The sequence below is a fragment of the Hymenobacter sp. 15J16-1T3B genome, from assembly GCF_020711235.1.
In the GTDB taxonomy this organism is placed as follows: Bacteria; Bacteroidota; Bacteroidia; order Cytophagales; family Hymenobacteraceae; genus Solirubrum.
Genome location: NZ_JAJFAV010000008.1, coordinates 261,520 through 283,556 on the forward strand (window position 1 = coordinate 261,520; position 22,037 = coordinate 283,556).

Consider the following 22,037-nt stretch of genomic DNA (forward strand, 5'->3'; position numbering starts at 1 on the left):
CTTGGCAAGTTGTTATAAATTAGACCTTTGCTCAATTAGCAACTTTATCCTTATTTAACCGCCACCACCACGGTAGAGGACTATCAAGCCCGATAAGGGTGTACAGCTACCGAACTCGTAGACAACAAGTCGGGCAGTAGCCAAGCAAGCCAATCACGGCACATCCTAACATCGATTACTATATATCTTGGATGGGGTAGTGGCTCAGGTAGGTTGACGCGTGAGATTGTAATTGTGCAAGAACAGGTGCAAGTAGGCATTTAGAATCTTGAGCGAGCGGGAAAAGTACAGGGACTTGCGCACGAGCTGGCCGATGCGGGCGCGCAGCGTGGCGTTGAACCGCTCGATGTGGTTGGTCGTGCCGCGGCAGGTAGGCGTCAGATGCTGACGCCAGGGATGACGCCGGTGTAGGCCTCCCGCATGTCCGTGTAGCACCAGGCGCGCCGGTAGTCCAGCGGCAGGCATGTGGTGGCAGAGGTTGCGGGCCGTGCTCCAGATCAGACAGTCCAGCGCGTAGGCCACAACTTAGCGCGTGTGCCGGCACAACGTTAATCACAGCCATACCTTGCGGCTATAGCGGCCCACAAACGTGCACAATTCATCCAGTTCCAGCCCGTCAACCGGCCGCGGTGGGAGCTGTTGGCATTTTTTTAGCCACGCCGTAACCGTTTGCTGCGACACGCCGAAGATGCGCGTCAAGCCTCGCAGACTCGTGCGTTACTGGTAGGCGCGCAGGATTTCGGCCTTACACGTTTTCGAATACACACCTTGACCGGGTGAAGTGCGACGCGTGCGCCCGCAGCTAGGCAGTGGTAGCGCTGCTTGCCGTTCGGCGCCAGCCCATTCTTGCGCATCGCGGCAGTGCCGCAGTGAGGACAGGTTTCTATCTGCTGCTATACGCACGTCAGCGCAGTTGCGCCACTACCCTAGATGGTAGTATTAAAGCTAACGGGCATTAATGCAAACACATCAGTCTGCGGCCAGCTTCTCTCAGATCAGTTAGGCAACTCAAACACTATTAGCCCTTCGATAAGTATCGCCACATACGCCAATCAAAGGTTTATTCTTTTTTATTCCACAAGCTGAAGAACGCATCCATGTGTCGCTCTTCAGTAGATCCTACATATCTCATAAACGACTTTATGTCCTTATGGCCTGTCACCTTCATGATAACATCCCACGGTACGCCGTCCTTGATGGCTAATGTCACGAAGGTTCTGCGGCCGGTATGCGAACTGATCAGCTGATACTTGGGCGCAACGGCTCCTATATTTTCTCCAGCTCGGTACTTTGGTCGATCCGTATCGGAGTCCACCCCAGCACGCTTTGCCAATTCCTTTAAATAGGCATTCATCTTCTGATTGGAAATCGGGTGAATTTCTCCGGCCCACATTCGATCCAAGATGATGCGAGCTTTCGGACTTACCGGGATTGTTAAGCTGTCTCGGGTCTTTTGCGTGGTGACCTTCAGCCGGTCACCCTTGTCGTTAGAGGGCTGCAGAGCTTCCACATCAGAGAAACGGAGAGCTGTGTAGCAACTGAGCAGGAATAGGCCGCGGACATTGTCCAGATAGTGCTTGGCAGGTAGTTCCAGCTCCTCGATGGCCGCCAGTTCTTCATGCGTCAGAGCAACCGTATCCGGCTCCCGGCGCTTCCAATGCCAACGTTTAAAGTCCTGCCGCTCGGTACGACCACGGACCACAGCATCATTCAGGAAGCGCTTGAGAATGGTTACCTGTTTGTTCAGGCTGTTGTCTGTGAGTTTCGGAACGTTCAGCAAATACTTCGTGAAGCCATCGAAGAAGACCATAGTTAGGTCTTCGTAATCGAGTGGAGTTTTGCTGTGCGTGCTATAGCCTTTCAGATGATTCAGCGTGGTCTTTGCCGATTTTGCCGTAGCAGGTCGCCGTGTAGTATTCAGTCGGTCAATGTAAGCAGCGAAGTCGGTAAGCAATTCTGGCTTTTCGACCTTAACCTCTTCCTGGGGCTCGATGGCTTTTCGCAAATCCTCTTCAGATGGGATAAGCCCCTTTGCACGCTTCTCGGCATAATACTCCTGCAGCGTTTCGCCCATAAGCTTCAAGCCGTCGTTGGTGCTGCCGTTCGTAGAAGAGTAGCCACGCCCACGGGTCTTTGCTTTCTGCTCCCCTGCATCCCATTGCTGAGGGTCCACCTTGTATCCTGTATAGATTTTGGTTCGCCGGCCATCGGCATTGAACCAGATGAAGACAGCCGTGGGCTTGTCGGACTTAGGGTCTTTCAGGTGAAAGGATACGGTTGCCATAGTGGATCTGATTTGACCTCAGAAAGGTAGCCACAGAACCCATATCAGGGCACAGCATGGGGTACAAATATTTGTTTCTAATCTTGTTTACGCACTATGTCACTAGAGCCAAATCTGGACGAAAACACGGTTTAAGCCTATATAAAGAGGTTTTTTAGCATTGTTCAAACCAAAATAAGCAATTAGGTTCGATTCTTGTCGCGACCACACATTCTTGCTCAGTCCTAGCCGCCCGGCGCCTTCACTGGTAGCCGGGCGGTGGCATTTTGGGCCATTGGGGAGCGGGCCGAACGGGGCTAATTCAGCGGCCGCAAATCCGGGGGCGGAGCGGCCGTCGTAAGTCGGGCATAGTCTAACCCAACCACACCCAAACCCCAAACACCATGATCAAGCACTTTTTTGCCGCTACTGCCCTGCTGCTGGCCCTCGGCACCGGTCTGTCGTCCACGGCCGTGGCCCAGAAAGTCAAATCGACGGACGGGAAGATGAAAACCAAGGACCGCAAAGCTATGAACGGCAGCAGCACCGGCGGCAGCATGAGCGCCACGGGCAGCATGGCCGGCTCGTCGGCGGGCGTGATGGTGGGCGGCGCGATGATGACGCCCGACAAGGACATCGTGGCCAACGCCCTGGGCTCGGCCGACCACACTACCCTGGTGACGGCCGTGAAAGCCGCCGACCTGGTGTCGACGCTGCAGGGAGCGGGGCCGTTCACGGTGTTTGCCCCGACCAACGAAGCCTTCAACAAGCTGCCCGCCGGCACGGTGGAAACCCTGGTGAAGCCCGAAAACAAGGCCAAGCTGACCACGGTGCTCACCTACCACGTAGTGCCCGGCCGCTACCTTGCTTCTGACCTGAAAGACGGGCAAAAGCTCACCACCGTGGAAGGCGAAACGCTGACGGTGATGAAAAAAGGCAACTCGGTGATGCTGCACGACAGCAAGGGCGGCATGTCGACGGTGACCATTCCGAACGTGGTGTCGAGCAACGGCGTGACCCACGTGGTGGACACGGTGCTGATGCCGGCCCGCTAAGGGGCAAATTTACCAGCCTAAAAAGCCCTTTCTGCGCCGTAGAAAGGGCTTTTTGGCTGTACGGCGGGGGTGCAAGTGGTCTTGGCATTATCCAGAACCACCCGGCTGCGTATAAGGGGCACCAAGGTTCCTACTCTAACCTCCCAACCAAGACCCCGTCATGTTGAAGCAAACCATTTCCGTACTCGCCCTGGGCCTGGCCCTTTGCACCGTCGCCGAAGCCCAAACGACCAAAACCTCGAGTGATGGCACCAAGACCAAAACCTCGGACATGGGCACTAAAACCAAGACCAAGGACGACGACAACGGCAACACCAAACTGAAAGGCAAAACCGACGCCGGCGACAAGATGAAGGCCAAAGTGAAGCCCATGAACGGCACCACCGACGCCACGATGAGCACCGGCAGCAACGGCTCCATGATGAATTCGTCCTCGTCGGGGAGCATGAACAGCTCGTCGGGCACGACGAACACGTCCGGCTCGGGCACGATGAACTCGGGTAACACTGGGACCAACAGCGGTTCGGACATGAACCCGACCGGCAACACCAACCCGGTGAGCGGCTCGTCGACTACCGTCGGCGGCGTTACGACGCCGACGGCCCCGGCTAACGGCAGCAACACCACCAATACCTCGGGCACGATGAATACGACGGGCTCGGGTACGATGAACACGACCGGCACGGGCACGATGAACTCGGGCAACACCGGCACCAACAGCGGTACGGACATGAACCCGACCGGCAACACCAGCCCGGTGAGCGGCTCGTCGACCACCGTGGGCGGCGTCACCACGCCGGCAGCCCCGGCCGATGACATGCGCGTGGGCCGCCGGATGAAGCCCGAAAAAGAGGCTAAAATGAAAGAGAAGAAAGACAAAATGAAGGAGAAGTCGGGCATGTAAGCCCGGCTTCGCCACGCCTGCGCGGCGGGTCACGGAAACTTAACCGTGGCCCGCCGCTTTTTTTGTGCCCTCGTTGGCGAGTCACTGAATGATTTTAAGACCTTTGAGATTCTTGCCATTTCCCAACACACCCTTCTTATTGCATGAAGCACTTCTCCGCGAAACACGTCCTTGCTACCCTGGCCCTGGCCGCCCTGGGGCTGGGCACGGCTACGGCCCAAGTCTTGCCACCGGCGCCGCCGACTAACCTGCAGGGCGTCGCCCTGCGCGACTGGCTGCGCCAAAATTGGTACGACGGCAAGCGCGTGGATCTGGGCTACGGCACGGCTCGCGCCAAGATGTACAACTACGTGGACGTGTACAACGGGCAGCTCACCTGCGTGTACTCGGGCTATTCCGTGCCGGTGACCCTGGACTCCGTGACGACGACTATCGGCAACGTGGGGCAGATCAACTGCGAGCATACCATTCCGCAGTCGTGGTTTAACGAGGTGAGCCGCATGCGCTCCGACATTCACCACCTCTACCCCACCTACGACACCTGGAACAACATCCGCAGCAACGACCCGTTTGCCGATATTCCCGACTCGCAGACCCAGATCTGGATGCGGAACACCACCCGCCAGAGCACCATTCCGACGAGCAACATCGACGAGTGGAGCGAGGACGCGGGCTCGGTGTTTGAGCCCCGCGAAGACCACAAGGGCAACCTGGCCCGCTCGGCGTTCTACTTCTACACCATGCACGCCAACGAGGCTTTTGACTCGGGCAAGGACGTGATTACGGCGCTGGCCGACCTGCAGACGCTCTACCGCTGGCACCTGGCCGACCCGGTCGATGCCCACGAGCGGGAGCGAAACCGCCGCGCCGCCAAGTCCCAGGGCAACTTCAACCCCTACATCGTGGACCCCTCGCTGGTGGCCCGCGCCTGGGGCTTCGTGGTGGGCCCGACGGTGACGTTTGCTTCGGCCACGGGCAGCCTCGTGGAGGGCAACTCGGGCACGAGCACCTACACCGCCGCGCTCACGCTGAGCCAGGCCCAGACCTCGCCGGTAACCGTGCAGGTGAGCGTGGATGCGGCCAACTCCACCGCCACTAGCCCTTCGGACTACACCTTTACGAGCCAGACGGTGACCTTCGCCGCCGGCCAGACTTCGCAGACGGTGACCGTGACGGTGAACGGCGACACCCAGCCGGAAGCCAACGAAACCGTGCGCCTGTTGCTCGGCACCACCTCGACGGGGGTATCGGTCGGCTCGCCGAACGCGCACGACCTGACCATTACGAACGACGACGGCCAGCCGCCGCTGGTGAGCTTTGCCTCGGCCTCGGGTAGCATCGTGGAAGGCAATACCGGCACGAGCACCTACACCGTGAACGTGGTGCTGACCGGTGCCACGCCCACCGGCGCCTTCACCCTGCCCATCTCCGTCGACGCGGCCGGCACCACGGCCGACGCTGCGGACTACACCCTGAGCACGACCTCGCTGAGCTTCGCGGCCGGCGTGACTACCCTGCCCGTGACGGTGACCGTGAACGGGGACACGCAGTCGGAAGCCGATGAAACGGTGCGCCTGCGCCTGGGCACGCCCAGCGGCGGCGGCGTAAGCGCCAGTGCCCCCATCAACCACGTGCTGACCATCACCAACGACGACGCTCCGTTGCCCGGCGGGGGCGGCGCCGGCAACTGCGCCGACCTGTTCTTCTCGGAATACGTGGAGTCGAGCGGCGCGACGCGGGCCGTAGAAATCTACAACCCCACGGCCAACCCCATCAACCTGAGCAGCTACCGCCTGCTGCGCTACGCCAACGGCAGCACGACCCCGCAAGCGCCCTACGCGCTGAGCGGCACCATTGCCGCCGGCGGCACCTACGTGGTGGCTACCACGGCCTCGGTGGCGGCCGTAACGGCCGTGGCCAACGTGACCAACAACGTGGTGGACTTCAACGGCGACGACGCCATGGCCCTGTTCAAGGGCGCCGACACGCTGGACATCATCGGCGTCATCGGGCAGCGCCTGAACTGGCCCGTCTCGGGCGGCACCACCCTCGACAACACCCTGCGCCGCCTGCCCACCGTGGGCGCCGGCAGCACCCGGTGGAGCACCGCCGCCGCCGGCTGGACGGCCGTGGGCGTCGACGCCTTCTCGGGCCTGGGCAGCCACAGCAGCACCGCCTGCACCACCACCGCCACCGCGCAGCCCAACGCGCTGGGCGTGGGCCTGGAGCTGTTCCCGAACCCGGCTACCAGCGCCGTGCAGCTGCGCCTGCCGGGCCTGAGCGGCCGCCAAGCCGCCCGCATCGGCCTTTACGATGCCCTGGGCCGCGAAGTGCTGAGCACCACCCGCACCCTCAACGGTGCCGAGGCAGCCTCCGTGGCCCTGCCCGCGCTGCCGGTTGGCCTTTACTCGGTGCGCGTGACGGTGGCCGGGCAGCAGTACACCGCCCGCCTCGCCGTGCAACGCTAGTGCGGCGCTGCTACGTCGCCGTTATACGAAAAACGCCTTCCCCGCCGGGGAGGCGTTTTTTTGTGGGGTGCGGCACCGGGCTGCGCCAGCAGCGGGCGCGGAGCCGGTTTGGGCCGAAGCCGGCCTTTCACGAACAATCAACGCAATATTCACTCGCATTACCGCTTGACTATTAACAAACTACCGGCTTTGCAATTGACCCTGCGCTGATTGTATCTTGCGTGGCCTCGCGTCGCCTACCCGGCGCCGGGCCTCCGCCCCTATTCCACTTCCCACCCTGCGTATGCGTGACGCTTACTTTCGCCGCGGCCGGCGCTGGCCGCTGCTGTTGGCCCTGTTGCTGCTGCTGGGGCAGCCGCTCTGGGCCCAACAAACCCACAAAAAAGTAGTGCTCCAGGCCTTCTGGTGGGACTACTGGAACAGCAACTACCCCGCCGGCTGGGCCAACTACCTGGCCGACTTGGCCCCGCGCCTCAAGGGCCTGGGCATCGACGCGGTGTGGATTCCACCGACGGCTAAGAACAAAAACGCTATTTCGGACGTGGGCTACTCGCCCTTCGACCACTACGACCTGGGCGACAAGTACCAGAAGGGCGGCACCGGCACCCGCGTGGGCACCAAGGACGAGCTGCTGCGCCTCGTGGCCGTGCTGCACGCCAACGGCATCGAGGTAATTCAGGACGTGGTGCTCAACCACGCCGACGGCGCGGGCACCAGCACCGGCGCCGGCGGGCAGGACCCCAACAGCTACGCTATGTCGAGCAACAACGGGTACAAGACCTTCCGCTACGCCTGCTACGCCACGCCGCTGCCCGAAGCCGGCGAAACCGCCACCGAGTACTTGGTGCGCCAGGGCCGCTGGACCAAGAACTACCCCAACTTCCACGCCCACCTCGGCCACAACACCACTTCCGGGGACATGGCCGCGCCCTACTTCGGCCCCGATTTCTGCTACGGCGCCGACGACAGCGCCCCCGACGGCGGCTCCGACGGCTACGGCCCGAGCACCACCAGCAGCTACAACCCGCCCCAGAGCGCCGGCTATTCCCGCGACCAGGCCCGCAGCTGGCTGCTCTGGCTTAAAAAGCAAACCGGCGTCGACGGCTTCCGCTGGGACGCGGTGAAGCACTTTAGCTACGCCGCCCAGCAGGACTGGAGCTACAACCTGAAGTATTTGGCCGGCTGGGCCAACGGCGGCGAGGCCATGTACAACGTGGGCGAGTTTGTGGGCGGCGGCAGCACGCTCGACGGCTACGTCAGCAGCGTGAAGGGCCAGAACGGCGGCTCGGAATTCCTGATGGGCACCTTCGACTTCGGCCTGCGCGACGGGCTGTACCAGATGGTGTCCAACGGCGGCGGCTTCGACATCGGCACGCTGCCGGGCTACCAGCAGGGCCAGCGCGTGGCCCAGTACGGTGCGGGCAGCAGCGCGGTGTACGTGCACCGCACGGCGCCCTTCGTCAACAACCACGACACCTTCCGCCCGCAGGTGAGCAGCAGCGGCAACTACACCGGCTGGAACACCGGCGACGAACTGGCCCCGCACATCGACCCGTTTGACCCGCGCCTCTCGGCCGCCTATGCCGTGGCCTTCGCCGTCGACGGCAACCCGCAAATCTTCTTCGAGGACCTTTTCAACGTCGGGGGCACCAATAAGCGTTACTCGCACCTGCCGACTTCCTCGACCGATTTGCCGGTGCGTGACGACCTAGTGAACCTGATCTGGTGCCACCAAAACCTGCACTTCAAGGACGGGGCCTACAAAGTGCGCTGGCAGGCGGCCGACCACCTCGTCATCGAGCGCAGCACCAAGGCCCTCGTCGGCATCAACGACAACTGGGACACCTGGCAGGAAACCTACGTCGACTCGGACTTCGCCCCCGGCACCCGCCTCGTCGACTACTCCGGCGCCAACGGCAGCTACGTGTACGTGGTGCCCCAAGACCAGCGCGTGCGCATCAACACCCCGCCCTGCAACGGATCGGCCCTGGGCGGGCGCCGCGGTTACTCGGTGTGGGCCCCCGAAGGCCAGGGCAGCTCGTTCAGCCCGGCCCGCGCCGCCGCCACCACCCAGGAGTGGGAGCTGGCCGATGACCTCGGCGACCGGAACTGCCAGAGCCTGGGCCAGGGCGGCCGCCTGCCCGACAACTCCACCAACCAGCGCGTGGTGGGCAAAATCTACGTGCAGGCCGGCCAATCGGTGAGCTATGAGCTCTACCCCGAGCTGCCCGGCACCGGCCGCGACCTGACTTTCGGCCTCTACGACCTGCGCGGCAACCGCCTGCAGGCCGCCACCGGCGCGGGCACCATCCTAGGCAACTACACCCCGAGCAACACCGGCTGGCTGGCGCTGAAGCTGCGCAACACCAGCAGCACCTACGCCGGCCAACGCTGCTACGTGAAAGTGACCTACACCGCCCCGGCCACGCTCGACGCGCGCACGGCTCTGGCCGCCAACGCGGTGGCCATCTGGACCGGCAACGACAACAGCACGGACGCCACCAGCTGCCGCAACTGGGAAGGCGGTCTGCAGCCCTCGGCCAGCACCGACGTACTCGTTCCGGCCGGCAGCAGCTTTATGCCCGCCCTCGGCAGCGGCACCCTGCTGGCGCGCAGCCTTACCGTGGAAACCGGCGCCTCGCTCACACTGGCTGCCGGCAGCACCCTGCGCCTGACCGGTAACCTAACCAACAACGGCACGCTGACGGCGGGCGGCACCGTGGAGCTTGTCGGCACTGGCACCCAAACCCTGGGCGGCAGCGGTGCGCTGAGTTTCACCAATTTGACCGTCAACAACCCCGCCGACGTGCAGCTGCTCGCCCCCGCCAGCCTCAGCGGCACGCTCGCGCTCAGCAGCGGCCACCTCGTGCTCGGTGACCAGAACCTGACCTTGGCAAGCACGGCCTCCATCAGCGGGGCCGACGCCAGCCGCTACCTCATCACCAAAAACGACCCGGCCGGCGGCGGCGCGCTGGTGCGCCCGGCCGCGGCCGGCGCCACCCTGCTCTACCCGGTGGGCACCAGCGCCAGCTACACCCCGCTCAGCCTGCAAAATACCGGCGGCAGCGCGGTTACGGTGCCGGTGCGCGTGTTCGGCGGGGTGCTGCAGAACGGCACCAGCGGCGCGGCCCACGCCCAGGCCACGGCCTTCGTCGACCGCACCTGGGACGTGAGCCCCAGCGCGGCGCTGACGGCCACCCTCACGTTCCAGTGGAATGCCGCGGATGAAAACGCCGGTTTCGACCGCAGCCGCGCCGCCGTCCTGCACTACAACGGCAACGGCAGTTGGGGCTCTTACTCGACCTCGGCAGTGAGCGGCGCGGGACCCTACACCGTCACGGCCACCGGGGTGAGCAGCTTCTCCCCGTTCAGCGTCGGCACGGGCGGGGTGGTGCTGCCCGTCACGCTGCTTGATTTCAGCGCCCAGCGCCTCGGGCCGGCCACCGTGCAGCTGCGCTGGGCCACGGCTCAGGAACAGGACAACGCCGGCTTCGACGTCGAAAAGTCAGCCGACGGCACTGCGTTCCGCCGCCTCGGGCGGGTGGCGGGCCACGGCACCAGCACCCAGCGCCAGCACTACGCCTTTGCCGACGCCGATGCGGCCGGCGCGGCCTACTACCGCCTGCGCCAGCTCGATGCCAACGGCACGGCCACCTACAGCGCGCCGCAGTACGTGGCCGCCTCGGCCGCCACGGCACTGACGCTCTACCCCAACCCCACCACCGGCGAGGTGCGCATCGACGGGCTGCCCGCCTCCGCGCAGCTGCAACTGACGCTGCGCACCGCTCCCGGCCGCGCCGTACTCAGCACGCCGCTGCTGGCCCCGGGCGCCGCCGCGGCCCGCCTGAGCGCTGCGCTGCTCCAGGCCGCGCCCGGGCTCTACGTGCTCACGGTGGTAATCGACGGGCAGCCTCAGCACCTGAAGGTAGTGAAGCAGTAAGGCGAGTTCAGAAGTGGAAGCGGGTGGGCGTTTAGGAGTTGTCGGACTGATAACTCCTAAACGCCCACCCGCTTTACCTCACTCCCTAGTTGCTCTCTTCCAGTAGGTCCTGATACTCGGCGTGCTGCTTGACAAACTTGGCCACGTAGGGGCAGCTGGCGCGCACGCGCAGGTGCTGCTGCCGGGCCCAGTCGAGGGCGGCTTTGGCCAAGGCCTCGCCGGCCCCCTGCCCGCGCAGGTTGTCGTCGACGTAGGTGTGCTGAAAGTCCACGACCTCGGCGCTGGGGCGGCTGTAGGCCAGCTCGCCCTCGTAGCCGTGGGAGGTCAGGTAAAACGTCTGGTCTTCGGATTGGTGCTCGACGTGCATAGCCGCGGGGGTTCGGAAATGAATGGCTGCCCGGTGCCGCGGGGGTACCGCGGCGCCGGTAGCTGCTCTACGCGGGCCGCGGCCCGACCGTTTGCCCGGCTTTTGCGTAGAAGGCTTACGCCGGCGTCCCACAGCCGGCGCACTGTTCTTTAACCGACTATGAGCCAAGCCACTACTCCCTCCCCCGCTGAGCAATTGCCCCTGACAGCTCAGCGCCCCGCCTCCCCGGCGCCCACCACCGTTTCGGCCCCGGCCCTGGCGGCTCCCGCCCCTGCCCGCCCCGCTACCCGGCGCGTGCGCTACTGGGAGCAGCTCGACCCGGCCAGCCACAGCCTGTATCCCGTCGACTAACCGCCCCGCGCCATGAACCACGATAAGCCCCAAGCGGCCCCGGACGCCCAACGCCCGCAATCGGCCAGCGCCCCGGCGCCGCAAACCGACTCTGAAGGCAGCTCGCAGTCCATGCTGGACCGCGAAACCTACGGGCAGATCCTCGACCAGCCCGCACCCGACGCGGACACCTCGGACCTGACCTCGGCTATGAACCAACCCGCCTCCCAGCACCTCGGCAACGAGGAGCGCGTGCCGGGCGAGGAAAACCGCAACGTGCGCGCCGACTAAGCCCGGCCCCTTGCCGCCCCGGCCCCGCGCCGGGGCTTTTTTGTGGTCGGCGGCCGGGGGCCGACGCGGCGGATTCGTCCGCCCCGGCCCGCGCTGCGTACAGACCACTACACCCAACTACTTTCCACAACCATGGCAGCGAATTCCCAACAGCCGCAGAGCAGCGACGCCGACGACCGGCAGGGCCGCGAAGCGCAGCAGGAGCAGCAGCGGCGCGACACCTCGGACCGCCCCACCGCGGCTCAGGAAAATAACAACACCGAAGGCGGCAGCACCGCCATGCTCAACCGCGAAACCCACGGGCAGATTATGTCGCGCAATACGCCGGACCGCATTTACTCCGACGGCAGCGACGACACCGAAACCCCGCGCCCGCCCACACTCAGCGACGACACCGCCGGCTTCGACCCCACGAACCGCACGCATTAAACACCTGATTTTCAGAAACCCGCCCCGGCAGCATCCGGCTCATCGAAAATAAAGCTGCTTGGACGGGTTTCTTTTTCGATTCTATGACGTATGTTTACGTCATACTTCATAATAACAACCATGACTTACGCCAAGCTCACCGAGTTTACCGAGGCCCAGCAGCAGCTGGCGCGGGTGGCCAAAGCCCTGAGCCATCCGGCCCGGGTGGCCATCATTGAGCTGCTGGCGGCGCGCAAAACTTGCATTTCGGGCGACATCGCGGCCGAGCTGCCGCTCTCGCGCACCACCGTGTCGCAGCACCTGCAGGAGCTGAAGGCGGCCGGCCTCATCCGCGGCGACATCGACGGCCTGACCGTGTGCTACTGCCTCGATACGGAGTTGCTGGCCCGGGTGCAGCGGCAGTTTGCCGGCTTCTTCGAGCAAGCCACCTGCTGCGACGGTCCGGCCGGCTGCGCCACCTGCTAACGCCCACGTTGCCCGTTTCCGGGCCTTTGTTTTTCACCTTTTCCAACCCTTTCTGCGCTATGAACACCAACCCGTTCCCCCGCATGCACGTCAGCCTGTACGTGACTGACCTGGCCGCCACCGTCGGCTTCTACGACGCTTTTTTTGGGCAGCCGGCCGCCAAGATCAAGCCCGGTTACGCCAAATACGTGCTTGACGCGCCCTCGCTGATCATCTCCTTCGTGCAGAACCCGGCGCGGGTGGCCAGCAATTTTGGCCACTTAGGCTTCCAGGTCGAGACCGTGGCGCAGCTGCACGAGCGGCTGGCGGCGGCCAAGGCGGCCGGACTGGTGCAGCGCGAGGAAATCGGGACGGCCTGCTGCTACGCCAAGCAGGACAAGTTCTGGGTCAACGACCCGGACGGCACGGAATGGGAAGTGTACTACTTCCACGAAGACGCCGAGTTCAACGACCCGCGCTACGCCGACGAGTACCAGACTGAGGGCGGCAGCGCGCAGTGCTGCATTGCGCCGGCCGCCCAGGCCGCGCCTGCTGAGGTGCTGACCACCGCCCCCATGGCTTTTACGCTGCTCGACACCGCGGCCGCACCAGCGGCGGAAGCCTGCTGCGCCCCGGGTAGCGGCTGCTGCTAACCAGTTACGGCGGCCGGCGGCCCGTCCTCACGCTGGGAACGGAGCGCCGGCCGCCAAACGGCTTTCGTACTGCGATGACGCTTGCTTTCTTTTCCGACGTGCACGGCAACCTGCCGGCCCTGGAGGCCGTGCTGGCCGACATAGACCACCGCCGGCCCGACACGGTGTATTGCCTGGGCGACCTGGTGGGCTACGCGCCCTGGCCCAACGAGGTCATCGACGCGGTGCGCCGGCGCGGCATTGCCACCATTGCCGGCAACTACGACCAAGGCATCGGGCTGGGCAGCGACAACTGCGGCTGCGCCTACAAAACCGACCTCGACCGCGTCCTCGGCGCCCAAAGCATTGCCTACACCAACGCCGCGGTGGGCGAGGCGGAACGGCGCTACCTGCGTTACTTGCCCAAGCACCTGCGGCTCACGTTTCAAGACGAGCCCTGCCCGCTCGACCTGCTGCTGGTGCACGGCTCGCCGCGGCGCATCAACGAGTACCTGTTCGAGGACCGCCCCGAGGCCAGCTTCCGGCGGGTGCTGGAGGACGCCGGGGCCGATGTGCTGCTGTTTGGCCACACCCACAAGCCCTTTCACCGGGCGTTGCCGGCCGGGCCGCTTCGCTACCGCCACGCCCTGAACGTGGGCTCGGTGGGCAAGCCCAAGGACGGCGACCCGCGGGCCGCCTACCTGCTACTGCACCTCGACGCGCACACCACCCTCGCCGAGCCGGCTGGGCTGCGCGCGGAGCTGGTGCGCGTGCCCTACGACGTGGAGCGGGCGGCCCGGGCCGTGGAAGCCTCGCCCCTACCCAACGAATACGCCGACATGCTCCGCCGGGCCTACTGAGCAGGTTGGAGCGGCCCACCAACCGAACCGTCGCGTAACTTGCCGCGCCAGTCCGCTCCTAGGCGCCTGGTTTCGGCTTTATTTCCGCGCTACCATGACCATTTCGCCGCTCACCGAGGCCCACTGGCCCGACGTCCGCGCCATTTACGAAGCCGGCATTGCCACCGGCAACGCCACTTTTACCACCGAAGCCCCCAGCTGGGACGAGTGGCACCGCGGCCACCTGGCTCACAGCCGCCTTGTGGCCCTCGACGACGCCGGGCGGGTGCTGGGCTGGGCGGCGCTGTCGCCCGTTTCGGGGCGCTGCGTGTACGGGGGCGTGGCCGAAGTGAGCGTGTACGTGGCGGCCGCGGCGCGCGGGCAGGGCGTGGGGCGGGCCCTGCTGCTGGCTTTGATTGCCGAATCGGAGGCGCAGGGCATGTGGACCCTGCAGGCGGGCATCTTCCCCGAAAACGAGCCGAGCGTGCGCCTGCACGAGGCCGCCGGCTTCCGTTTGGTGGGCCGGCGGGAGCGAATCGGGCGCATGGGCAACCGCTGGCGCGACACGCTGCTGCTGGAGCGCCGCAGCGCCCTGGTCGGCGCCGACCCCGAAACCGCCTCGGCTGCGACGGATGGGCGCTACCACTGAGCCCACGCCGCGCGCGGTTTTGCTAGCCGAGTTTCTGGCCACTGCGTTTCTGCTGTTTCTGGGCACCGGCGCTCCGGTCGTCGACGCACTGTCCGGCGGCGCCATCGGGCACGGGGGCGTGGCCGCGGCCTTCGGGCTGGTGGTGACGGTGCTGATTTACACCTTCGGCGACGTATCAGGGGCGCACATGAACCCGGCCGTGACGTTGGCGTTTGCCGCCGCCGGCCGCTTTCCGTGGCGCCGGGTGCCGGGCTACGTCCTGGCCCAAACGCTCGGGGCGCTGGCGGGCAGCGGGCTGCTGCGCCTGCTCTTTCCCACGGTCCGCACCCTGGGCCCCACCTTGCCGGCCGGGCCGGTGGGGCAGTCGTTCGGGCTGGAAGTAATTCTGACGCTGCTGCTCATGCTGGTGGTGCTGCGCGTGTCGACCGGGGCGAAGGAAAAGGGCCTGACGGCCGGGCTGGTGGTCGGCGGCTTGGTGGCCCTGGAGGCCCTGGTGGCCGGCCCGATTTGCGGCGCCTCGATGAACCCGGCCCGCTCCCTGGCCCCGGCCCTGGTGGGTGGCCAGCTGCAGCACCTGTGGGTGTACTTGCTGGCGCCCACGCTGGGCGCCCTGCTGGCCGTGCCGCTGGCCCGGGCCGTACAGCCCGTTGCCGAAGCCCCTCTAGCCCCGGCGGCGGAAGTCGGCAACGGCGGCGGGCCAGCTGTCGAAAATCAGCCCGGCTAGGGGCGCGGGACTGCGGCGGAACTCGTAAACTGCGGCCTGAAAGGCCCCGCCGCTGCGGCCCCGAACCCCTCCTGCTATGCTGACCCTGCTTGTTCTCACCGATTTTTCGCCAGCTGCCGATTATGCCCTGCAGTACGCCGCCGCGCTGGCTGCCCCGGGCGGGGCGCACTTGGTGCTGCTGCACGTGCGGCCCTCGCTGCTTAGCGCCAACGCCTTGACGACTAGCTCCGTAGCCGAAACCGAGGAGGATGCCTACGCCCTGCTGCGCCAACGGCTACTGACGCTGCCCCCCACGCTGCCCGCCAGCGCCGCCGTGGTCAGTGGCGAAGTGGGCGCCGAGGTGGCCGCCGCCGTGCGCCAACGCGAAGCCGCCGTAGTGGTGGTGGGCCGGCCCGAGCTGGGCTCGGTGCCCGACGAGCTGGTGCACACCACCTCGCTGGGGCTGCTGCGCCACTTGCCCTGCGCGCTGCTAGTGGTGCCCTTGCGCACCGCTGCGACCGTGCCGCCCCGGCGCGCCCTGCTCGCCGTCGACGACCAGCCGCTGCCGCGCACGCCGGGCACCGCCGGCCTGCACCCCCTGCTGGGCCACACGGCCCTCACGGTGGCTTTCGTGGCCGACGAAGAGGTGGCAGCCGATCCGGCCCGCGCCTTCGCCAACGCCCAGCAGGCGGGGCTGCTGGGGGGCTTCGGGCCGACGCAGGAGCGCGGCTTTGCCGCCACCGCCCCGGCCGCCGGCATTGCCGACGCTACGGCGCTGGTGCAGCCCGACTTGCTGGTGCTGGTGGCCCGCCGGCGCAGCTTGCTTGGCCGCTTGTTTCACCAGAGCGTGACGGCGGCCGTGGTGCGCGAAGCCACGGTGCCGGTGCTGGTGCTGCCCGAGCACGCCGATTGATTGGCTAGCTTTACCGAAAAGTTACGTATCAACTCCGCCGTAGAAACGCGGTGGCCTTTTCCGGCGTAGTCCGGCTGCTATGCGCATTGTTTCTCCCCTACTGCTTGCCTTGAGCCTCGCGGCCGGCACCGCCCACGCCCAAGTTCCACAAGCTACCGGCGCCGCGCCGGCCGACACGACCAAAAAATACGCTAACCCGGGCGGGGTGCCCGCCCCGGTGCAGCAGCCCTGGTACCGCAGTAAAATCGTGCGGGCCACGGCCATTCCGGTGCTGCTCATCGGCTACGGGGCCAGCACCATCAACAACCACGGCTTCTACAGCAGCTACGACGCGCGGCGCGACATCCGGCGGCAGTTTCCCAACTTCCACACCACCGTCGACAACTACCTCATCTTCGCGCCCTACGCGGAGCTGGCCCTGGTGGAACTCGCCGGCGTGGAAGGCCGCAACGACCGGCTCAACACCTTGCTGGTTATTCTGAAGTCGGAGGCCATTTTCGGGGCCAGTACCTACATCATCAAGAACACCACTAAGGTGCTGCGCCCCGACGGCAGCACCCGCAACTCGTTTCCGTCGGGCCACACGGCGCAGGCCTTTCTGGCGGCCAGCATCGTGCACACCGAGTTCCGCGACAAAAGCCAGTGGTACGGCATCGGGGCCTACACCATTGCCACCGGCGTGGGCGCGCTGCGCATGCTCAACAACCGCCACTGGCAAAGCGACGTGTTTGCCGGTGCGGGCATTGGCATCCTGTCGGCGCACTTGGGCTACCTCGCGCACCGCAACCGGTGGGGCCGCAAGCCGCTGCCGGGCAAGTACGGCGTCGGCCCGCTGCTGTACCCCGGCGCCACCGGGCTCACGGTAGTGTGGCGGCCGCAATAGGGGCTCCGCTAGCTCGGCTGCGTGGGCCCGCTGTAGTAGCACCGCGCCGGGTTTGCGTATTCATTTAGCTCTGGAAACGTCTCCGCCGCCCCGGCTGCCTGCGTCCGTGTGACTGCGGGCAGCCGGGGCGGTTTGCATTTTGAGAAGAGCAGTTTCACCATTAAAAATATTTAACGTAAACAATAAATAATTATATATTTCCTTAGAGCTGTACCAACCTCTCTTATCCGATGAAACAGCTCGTATTTCCCGTGGCCGCGCTACTCGCGCTGGCTGGTTGCCAGAAGCAATCCGTGGAGCCCGCTGCCTCTGCTTCCATGAGTGCCGCGGCCAGCGCCGACGCCACGGTCAGCCTGGCCTGCGGCTCGTTCCGCACGTATTCGCAGGGCGGCTGGGGCAGCAAAGCCCGCGGCAACAACCCCGGCGCCTACCGCGACGCCCGCTTTGCGGCCGTGCTGATGAACGGCTACGTCAACGGCTTGGTGGTGGGCCTGCCCGGTCAGGTGGGCCGCTACTACATGCGCTTCGAAACGCCGGGCGCCATCGAGGATTTTCTGCCCCAGGGCGGTACCCCGGCGGCGCTGACCGGCAACTACGAATACCCGTTTCTCACGCCCATGCGGCAGTCGGTGCTGCTGGGGCAGGCGGTAGCCCTGAAGCTCAACGTGTACTACGACAGCGCCGAGAAGAGCGGCACCTCGGCCGCGCTCCTCTACGACCTGACCATCAGCCGCGGGCCGTTTGCGGGCCTCTCGGTGGGCAGTTTCCTGGCCCTGGTGGAGCGCGCCGTGGGCGGCGACCCGGCCCGCTCCGTGAGCATCGACGGGCGCTCCGTCACGTTTACGCTGGCCCAGCTCAACGACGCGGCCACGGCCATCAACGAGAACTTCGAGGACGGCACCGCTAATAACGGTTTCCTGCGCTGCCCCTAGCCGGGCACCCTGCGCCAGCTGCCCTGCTAAGCAAGCTGCAACAATCCGGAGCCGCCCTGGACGGGCGCCGGTGGCCGCCTTGGGCTACCAGCGCCAACCTAGGGCGGCTCCGCCGTAGTAGTTGCGCCCCGGCGCGGGCTGAAAATAGCGTCCCCCAAAGGCGTTCAGGTCGTTGCCGAGGGAATAGCGGCGGTTGGTGGCGTTGTCGACGCCGGCGTACAGCTCGGCTTCCAGCCGGCCCCGCAGGGTGCGGCGCCAGCCGCCGCGGGCGCCGAACACCCAGTAGCCGGCGGCGTAGTCGGTGTTGGCGTCGTTGAGCGGCAGGCGGGCCTGGTGGCTGGTGGTCGGGCTGAGGTAGAAACCCAGGCGCTGCGTCGCGTCGAGCCCGGCGGTGAGCGTGTGCGGGGCAGTGCCGGTGAGGCGGTTGCCGCTGAAGTCGTTGCCGCCCGACTCGTAGCGGCCGAAGCGGTAGTGGTTGTAGGCGTAGCTGACGAAGGCGCGTAGCCCCCCGGCCGGCGTCACGGCCGGCATGGCGCTGCTAGCTGGTCCGCGCGTCGTGCTTTCGGAACCCGCCCGCAGCTGCTGCCATAGCCAGCCGCTCAGGGCCACTTCCACGCCGCGCTGCCGGGTATTGCCGGCGTTGTAGAAAAGCTGGGTGCCCTGCGCGTTCGAGCGCGTGACGATGGTGTTGCGCAGGCGGAAGTCGTAGGCCGCTACGTCGAAGCGCAGGCGCTGGTGTAGCACGGCCCCGCGCGTGCCCACTTCGTAGCTGGTGCCGCGCTCGGCCTGCAGGGCTTGGTTCAGCGAGCCGTCGGAGGGGCGGATTTCCTCCTCCGTCGGCGGCGAAAAGCCCGTGCTGACGCTGGCGTAGGCCGAAATCAGCGGGCTCAGCTCCTTGAGCACGGCCAGCCGCGGCGACACCTCGGGCCGAAACGTACGCGTTACGTTGTAGGTCTGCGCGGGCGTGTGCAAGGCATCCTGCAGGCGGCGCAGGCGGTAGCGCAGGCGGTTGTAGCTGGCCCCGGCCGTGAGCAGCCAGCCGCGGGGCAGCTCCCAGTCGGCCTGCCCGAACGCGAAGCCGGTGAGCGTGCCGATTTCGTCGTCGTAGCGCAGCGGGCCGGGCGTGCCGGCCAGGTTCTGGTAGTTGCGGCTGCTTTCGAAGGAGGTTTGCAGCTCGGCCCCGGCCGCGAGGCGCAGCACCTGCCCGGCCAGCCGCGTGCGGTAGTCGAAGCGGGTACGCCCGCCGGTGCCCAGCGGCGTGTTCCGCTCGAAGTCGACCAAGTAGGGCGTGCGAATCACGCTGCCCGAGCCGTAAACAGTGGTTTTGCTAGTCAGCCGCTCGCCGAAGCGGTATGCGTGGGTGATGCCGAGCAGGGCGGTGCGCGAGGCGTAAAACGTGCGCTGGGCCACGGTGCCGGGTGCGGCGGCCGTGCCGGGCCGGGCTTGTCGCGGGTCTTGCGCGAACTGCGCGCGGGTGAGGCCGCCGGGCAGTTGGTAGCGCAAATCGGAGTAGAGCAGGTGCAGGCCGAGCGTCTGCCGGTCGGTGGCGGCCAGCTCGCCGTCGAGGGCCAGCACGTCGCGGCGCTGGGCGCTTTGCTCGCGGTAGCCGCTGAGCTCTTGCCGCAGGTACTGGACGCGGACGAAGCCGCGGTCGGTAGCCGTTTCGGCCGTGGCCTGGTAGCGGCGCAGGCCGAAGGAGCCGGCGGTGAAACCCGCGCCGGTACGGGTTTGGCCGGGCTCGGGGCGGCGGTTGCTGAGCAGCGCCACCCCGCCGGTGCCCGCCCCGTAGGCGCTGCCCGCCGGCCCCTTAATCACTTCGATGCGGCCGAGTTGGGCCGCATCGAGCAGGTTGAGCGGGGTGCTGCCGCTGGCCTCGGTGAAGGGAATGTCGTGGTAGTACACTTTCACGTTGCGCACTCCAAAGGGCGAGCGGAGCGTGCTGCCGCGCACGCTGAGCCGGTAGCTGGCCGTGGCCCGCTCCTCCAGCCGCACCCCGGGCAGGGTATTGACGGCCTGCGCCAGGCTGGCCTCGCTGAAGCGCCCGACGGTGGCGGCCTCGACCACGCCCACGGCCGCGGCGGTGCGGCGCAGCGGCAGCCGCTGCCCGTACCCGACGACGGTGGCTTCGGGCAGAACGCGGGGGCGAAGCGTGTCGGGGACGGATTGGGCATGCAGCCCCGCCACGGGTAGCAGCGCCAGGCAGCAGGCGGGAATAAAACGGTCGGGCATGCAGTAGCGGCAGGAAAAGCGTTGTTGCCAACGCGAAAGCGCCGCGCGGGGTTGGCCGGCGCCGGTGACAGAAGCAGTACAACCCGCCGCCGGGCCCGTTGTTTGGGCAAGCTGGGGCATGCGTGGCACCCTCTGCGCGCACCAGGAGCTCGGTAGCTCCGGGTCTTCGCGGAGCTTGGCATGTGATGCAACTGCTACTGACCATGATTCGCCTGCGCCATTCCCTTAATTGCGTACAGTTTACGAGTCAATTAATATATTATATACAAATATTTATTAAAATAATTGCATATAAATTAGGTATCCGCAGCACGCCGCAGTATATTCATGGTATTGAATGCAACGCCGCTGGCGCCGGGCTTAGGCAGCCGCTGGCCGCGACGTGTGCACTGGGATTTGTGCCGACGCATGCTACTGATTGGGGGTAGCAGTAACCAAGCCTGTACGCAGGCCACTCAGCGTTTGGGGGCTGGTAGTCCCGTCTTTTCGGCCCTGCCGTAACGGCAGTTTCAGCACTGCGGTGCCCGGCCTGGTTTCCATTGTGCCTTCCGCAAGCTCATGCCTCGCTAATGCTGCCCGCGGCGGCAGTTCAGCCCACGCCATTTTACTCGTTGCTTTTGCCGGTCCCGGCGGACCGGCCACGGCCACCTCGTGCCGGACCCCAACGATACTCCTTCCTCTCCAGGCCCCGCGGCCCCGTGCCTGCGGGCCCTGGCAGGCTGCCTTGTGCCAGCCTTTTTGACTTGCTCGCTCCGCCTATTGCCTCCTACTTCTGCACCTATCATGCACCCGTACACATCCTCCCCTGTTGCCAACGACTCGGCATTTCTGGGCGCTACAGCCCTGCCGGCCCTGCGCGGCCATTACGCTGCGCGGCTGGCTTGGGCCTGCGCCTTGGCGCTGCTCGGGTTTCTCACCCTGCTGACTACCAACGCCTCAGCGCAAATTCTATCGACGTACTGCGACGGTAACCCGGCCGACTGGGCCAACTTCCAGACCCCGGGCACGGCGAACTACAAACCGATTCGGGCGTATTCGCTGGATGTGGCCAACGCCGCCAGCAACCTGGATAACCAGTTCACCAACGGCTCCAAGGACGGCGACGCCATTTCGTCCTGGCGCTGGAGCTTGGGCAACGCCAACGCCAAAGGCGACATCACCAACGCCGGCGCGGCGCTGACGGGCACCAACAACTGCGTGCTGCGCTTTTTCGGCGACCGGACGTCCGACAACGGCGACGCCTCCATCGGCTTCTGGTTTTTCGTCAGCTCGGTAAGCGTCAACGGCAACGGCACCTTTAGCGGCACCCACACCAATGGCGACATTCTGATTCTGAGCGACTTTACCTCGGGCGGTTCGCAGCCCACCATCAAGGTCTACGAGTGGCTGAACGGGGGCCTGGTCTTGCAAAGCTCTTCCACGGCCCGCTGCGCCGACGTCAACCACGAAACGCGCCCGGTGCCGGCCGGCTTTACCTACACGGCCAGCAACGGCAGCACCAGCTACGCCCCGAACCTGTTCTTCGAGGGCGCCATCGACCTTTGTGCCCTGAACATCTCGACTTGCTTTGCCGCCTTCCTGGTCGAAACCCGCAACTCGCAGTCGATTGAAGCTTCCCTACAGGACTTCACCAGCGGCTCCTTTAACGCCACGCCCGGCACGCCGGCCGCCACGGTGGTGCAGCCAACCTGCACCACGGCCACCGGCACGGTCAACGTAACCAACCCCGTCAGCGGCTACACCTACACGCTCACCGGCACCAACCC

At 65.7% G+C, this 22,037-nt stretch carries 21 protein-coding genes; 16 read left to right on the forward strand and 5 right to left on the reverse strand.

Going from position 1 to position 22,037, the window contains the following annotated elements:
- Positions 1-204: 204 nt before the first annotated feature.
- From LJ737_RS15525 to LJ737_RS15530, 3 genes are all read right to left on the reverse strand, one after another.
- Complete coding sequence (locus tag LJ737_RS15525) at positions 205-465, reverse strand: IS1 family transposase (protein ID WP_227767320.1); 261 nt, start codon at positions 463-465, stop codon at positions 205-207.
- Positions 466-695: 230 nt separating this feature from the next.
- Positions 696-887 (reverse strand): transposase-like zinc-binding domain-containing protein, encoded by a 192-nt coding sequence (locus LJ737_RS27310; RefSeq protein ID WP_501993664.1) that lies wholly within the window; start codon positions 885-887, stop codon positions 696-698.
- Between the two features lie 173 nt (positions 888-1,060).
- Entirely contained in the window at positions 1,061-2,284 is a 1,224-nt protein-coding gene (locus tag LJ737_RS15530) for a site-specific integrase (protein WP_227767323.1), read from the reverse strand.
- Positions 2,285-2,820: 536 nt separating this feature from the next.
- Here LJ737_RS15530 and LJ737_RS15535 point away from each other — a divergent pair.
- From LJ737_RS15535 to LJ737_RS15555, 4 genes are all read left to right on the forward strand, one after another.
- Entirely contained in the window at positions 2,821-3,318 is a 498-nt protein-coding gene (locus LJ737_RS15535) for a fasciclin domain-containing protein (protein ID WP_227767364.1), read from the forward strand.
- A gap of 160 nt (positions 3,319-3,478) precedes the next feature.
- Positions 3,479-4,222: a hypothetical protein gene (locus tag LJ737_RS15540; RefSeq protein ID WP_227767325.1), complete on the forward strand. Its 744-nt coding sequence runs from the start codon at positions 3,479-3,481 to the stop codon at positions 4,220-4,222.
- Between the two features lie 143 nt (positions 4,223-4,365).
- The gene (locus tag LJ737_RS15545) at positions 4,366-6,690 is read left to right on the forward strand and encodes an endonuclease (protein ID WP_262907946.1); all 2,325 of its coding nucleotides are present in this window, start codon (positions 4,366-4,368) and stop codon (positions 6,688-6,690) included.
- Positions 6,691-6,973: 283 nt separating this feature from the next.
- Positions 6,974-10,630: an alpha-amylase family glycosyl hydrolase gene (locus tag LJ737_RS15555; RefSeq protein WP_227767327.1), complete on the forward strand. Its 3,657-nt coding sequence runs from the start codon at positions 6,974-6,976 to the stop codon at positions 10,628-10,630.
- Between the two features lie 85 nt (positions 10,631-10,715).
- Here LJ737_RS15555 and LJ737_RS15560 read toward each other — a convergent pair whose 3' ends face one another.
- The gene (locus tag LJ737_RS15560) at positions 10,716-10,997 is read right to left on the reverse strand and encodes a GNAT family N-acetyltransferase (protein WP_227767329.1); all 282 of its coding nucleotides are present in this window, start codon (positions 10,995-10,997) and stop codon (positions 10,716-10,718) included.
- A 159-nt stretch (positions 10,998-11,156) separates the two neighbouring features.
- Between LJ737_RS15560 and LJ737_RS15565 the strand changes: the two genes are divergently transcribed.
- The 11 genes from LJ737_RS15565 (at position 11,157) to LJ737_RS15615 (ending at position 18,042) form a co-directional block, all read left to right on the forward strand.
- A complete protein-coding gene (locus tag LJ737_RS15565) occupies positions 11,157-11,348 on the forward strand; it encodes a hypothetical protein (RefSeq protein WP_227767330.1) in 192 nt (63 codons plus the stop codon).
- A 12-nt stretch (positions 11,349-11,360) separates the two neighbouring features.
- Positions 11,361-11,618: a hypothetical protein gene (locus LJ737_RS15570; RefSeq protein WP_227767332.1), complete on the forward strand. Its 258-nt coding sequence runs from the start codon at positions 11,361-11,363 to the stop codon at positions 11,616-11,618.
- Between the two features lie 132 nt (positions 11,619-11,750).
- A complete protein-coding gene (locus LJ737_RS15575; protein WP_227767333.1) occupies positions 11,751-12,047 on the forward strand; it encodes a hypothetical protein in 297 nt (98 codons plus the stop codon).
- 120 nt (positions 12,048-12,167) lie between these two features.
- Positions 12,168-12,512, forward strand: coding sequence for an ArsR/SmtB family transcription factor (locus tag LJ737_RS15580; protein WP_227767337.1), 345 nt, complete (start codon positions 12,168-12,170; stop codon positions 12,510-12,512).
- A gap of 59 nt (positions 12,513-12,571) precedes the next feature.
- Positions 12,572-13,144, forward strand: coding sequence for an ArsI/CadI family heavy metal resistance metalloenzyme (locus LJ737_RS15585; protein ID WP_227767338.1), 573 nt, complete (start codon positions 12,572-12,574; stop codon positions 13,142-13,144).
- A gap of 74 nt (positions 13,145-13,218) precedes the next feature.
- Positions 13,219-13,983, forward strand: a complete 765-nt coding sequence (locus tag LJ737_RS15590; RefSeq protein WP_227767340.1) for a metallophosphoesterase family protein — start codon at positions 13,219-13,221, stop codon at positions 13,981-13,983.
- Between the two features lie 94 nt (positions 13,984-14,077).
- On the forward strand, positions 14,078-14,611 hold the full coding sequence (locus LJ737_RS15595) for a GNAT family N-acetyltransferase (protein WP_227767342.1): 534 nt from the start codon (positions 14,078-14,080) through the stop codon (positions 14,609-14,611).
- Complete coding sequence (locus tag LJ737_RS15600; protein ID WP_227767343.1) at positions 14,595-15,335, forward strand: MIP/aquaporin family protein; 741 nt, start codon at positions 14,595-14,597, stop codon at positions 15,333-15,335. The genes LJ737_RS15595 and LJ737_RS15600 overlap by 17 nt, the downstream gene beginning before the upstream one ends.
- 76 nt (positions 15,336-15,411) lie before the next feature.
- On the forward strand, positions 15,412-16,227 hold the full coding sequence (locus LJ737_RS15605; RefSeq protein ID WP_227767345.1) for a universal stress protein: 816 nt from the start codon (positions 15,412-15,414) through the stop codon (positions 16,225-16,227).
- Positions 16,228-16,306: 79 nt separating this feature from the next.
- Positions 16,307-17,110, forward strand: coding sequence for a phosphatase PAP2 family protein (locus LJ737_RS15610; RefSeq protein WP_227767347.1), 804 nt, complete (start codon positions 16,307-16,309; stop codon positions 17,108-17,110).
- A 230-nt stretch (positions 17,111-17,340) separates the two neighbouring features.
- On the forward strand, positions 17,341-18,042 hold the full coding sequence (locus tag LJ737_RS15615) for a hypothetical protein (protein WP_227767348.1): 702 nt from the start codon (positions 17,341-17,343) through the stop codon (positions 18,040-18,042).
- Positions 18,043-18,126: 84 nt separating this feature from the next.
- On the opposite strand, the gene LJ737_RS15620 is transcribed toward LJ737_RS15615, so the two are convergent.
- Positions 18,127-20,271 carry a TonB-dependent receptor family protein gene (locus tag LJ737_RS15620; protein WP_227767350.1) on the reverse strand — a complete coding sequence of 715 codons (2,145 nt, stop codon included), beginning with the start codon at positions 20,269-20,271 and terminating at the stop codon, positions 18,127-18,129.
- Positions 20,272-21,054: 783 nt separating this feature from the next.
- On the opposite strand from LJ737_RS15620, the gene LJ737_RS15625 reads away from it, so the two are divergent.
- Positions 21,055-22,037 (forward strand): hypothetical protein (locus LJ737_RS15625; RefSeq protein ID WP_227767352.1); only part of this gene is annotated, 983 nt, incomplete at its 3' end.

Bases quoted from the DNA above. Each gene is read 5' to 3' on its own strand.
- LJ737_RS15525 (WP_227767320.1), bottom strand. From the start codon at position 465: ATGCCTGCCGCTGGACTACCGGCGCGCCTGGTGCTACACGGACATGCG.
- LJ737_RS15530 (WP_227767323.1), bottom strand. From the start codon at position 2,284: ATGGCAACCGTATCCTTTCACCTGAAAGACCCTAAGTCCGACAAGCCC.
- LJ737_RS15535 (WP_227767364.1), top strand. From the start codon at position 2,821: ATGAGCGCCACGGGCAGCATGGCCGGCTCGTCGGCGGGCGTGATGGTG.
- LJ737_RS15540 (WP_227767325.1), top strand. From the start codon at position 3,479: ATGTTGAAGCAAACCATTTCCGTACTCGCCCTGGGCCTGGCCCTTTGC.
- LJ737_RS15545 (WP_262907946.1), top strand. From the start codon at position 4,366: ATGAAGCACTTCTCCGCGAAACACGTCCTTGCTACCCTGGCCCTGGCC.
- LJ737_RS15555 (WP_227767327.1), top strand. From the start codon at position 6,974: ATGCGTGACGCTTACTTTCGCCGCGGCCGGCGCTGGCCGCTGCTGTTG.
- LJ737_RS15560 (WP_227767329.1), bottom strand. From the start codon at position 10,997: ATGCACGTCGAGCACCAATCCGAAGACCAGACGTTTTACCTGACCTCC.
- LJ737_RS15565 (WP_227767330.1), top strand. From the start codon at position 11,157: ATGAGCCAAGCCACTACTCCCTCCCCCGCTGAGCAATTGCCCCTGACA.
- LJ737_RS15570 (WP_227767332.1), top strand. From the start codon at position 11,361: ATGAACCACGATAAGCCCCAAGCGGCCCCGGACGCCCAACGCCCGCAA.
- LJ737_RS15575 (WP_227767333.1), top strand. From the start codon at position 11,751: ATGGCAGCGAATTCCCAACAGCCGCAGAGCAGCGACGCCGACGACCGG.
- LJ737_RS15580 (WP_227767337.1), top strand. From the start codon at position 12,168: ATGACTTACGCCAAGCTCACCGAGTTTACCGAGGCCCAGCAGCAGCTG.
- LJ737_RS15585 (WP_227767338.1), top strand. From the start codon at position 12,572: ATGAACACCAACCCGTTCCCCCGCATGCACGTCAGCCTGTACGTGACT.
- LJ737_RS15590 (WP_227767340.1), top strand. From the start codon at position 13,219: ATGACGCTTGCTTTCTTTTCCGACGTGCACGGCAACCTGCCGGCCCTG.
- LJ737_RS15595 (WP_227767342.1), top strand. From the start codon at position 14,078: ATGACCATTTCGCCGCTCACCGAGGCCCACTGGCCCGACGTCCGCGCC.
- LJ737_RS15600 (WP_227767343.1), top strand. From the start codon at position 14,595: ATGGGCGCTACCACTGAGCCCACGCCGCGCGCGGTTTTGCTAGCCGAG.
- LJ737_RS15605 (WP_227767345.1), top strand. From the start codon at position 15,412: ATGCTGACCCTGCTTGTTCTCACCGATTTTTCGCCAGCTGCCGATTAT.
- LJ737_RS15610 (WP_227767347.1), top strand. From the start codon at position 16,307: ATGCGCATTGTTTCTCCCCTACTGCTTGCCTTGAGCCTCGCGGCCGGC.
- LJ737_RS15615 (WP_227767348.1), top strand. From the start codon at position 17,341: ATGAAACAGCTCGTATTTCCCGTGGCCGCGCTACTCGCGCTGGCTGGT.
- LJ737_RS15620 (WP_227767350.1), bottom strand. From the start codon at position 20,271: ATGCCCGACCGTTTTATTCCCGCCTGCTGCCTGGCGCTGCTACCCGTG.